1 protein-coding gene is annotated in these 239 nt (G+C 54.0%); it reads left to right on the top strand.

What is annotated here, in order from left to right; translation table 11 throughout:
• Positions 1-224: hypothetical protein (locus tag ACVA6Q_RS24900; RefSeq protein WP_446649263.1), on the top strand; the 224-nt coding region annotated here is incomplete at its 5' end.
• Positions 225-239 lie beyond the last annotated feature (15 nt).

The following is a 239-nucleotide window of genomic DNA, read 5'->3' on the forward strand; positions in this document are numbered from 1 at the left end:
GCCTTGCCCTGCTATGGCTGCTCTTGGTGGGGCGACCCGTCTTCCAAATGACGACAACTGCCTTGGCGTTCGGTACTTTCTTGGCGGCTTCTTTTGCTGGAGGTATGTATTTCGAGTGGCAGAATAGTCGAACAGTGATGCGATTGTTGGCGAATCCACAAAGGCAGGGGCCTGACGCTCATGCGCCATCGGCATCAACTGTAAGCACGCGAGAGACGAGATGAAGTTTCCGTTGTATG

The sequence above is a fragment of the Vibrio sp. DNB22_10_4 genome, assembly GCF_052879755.1.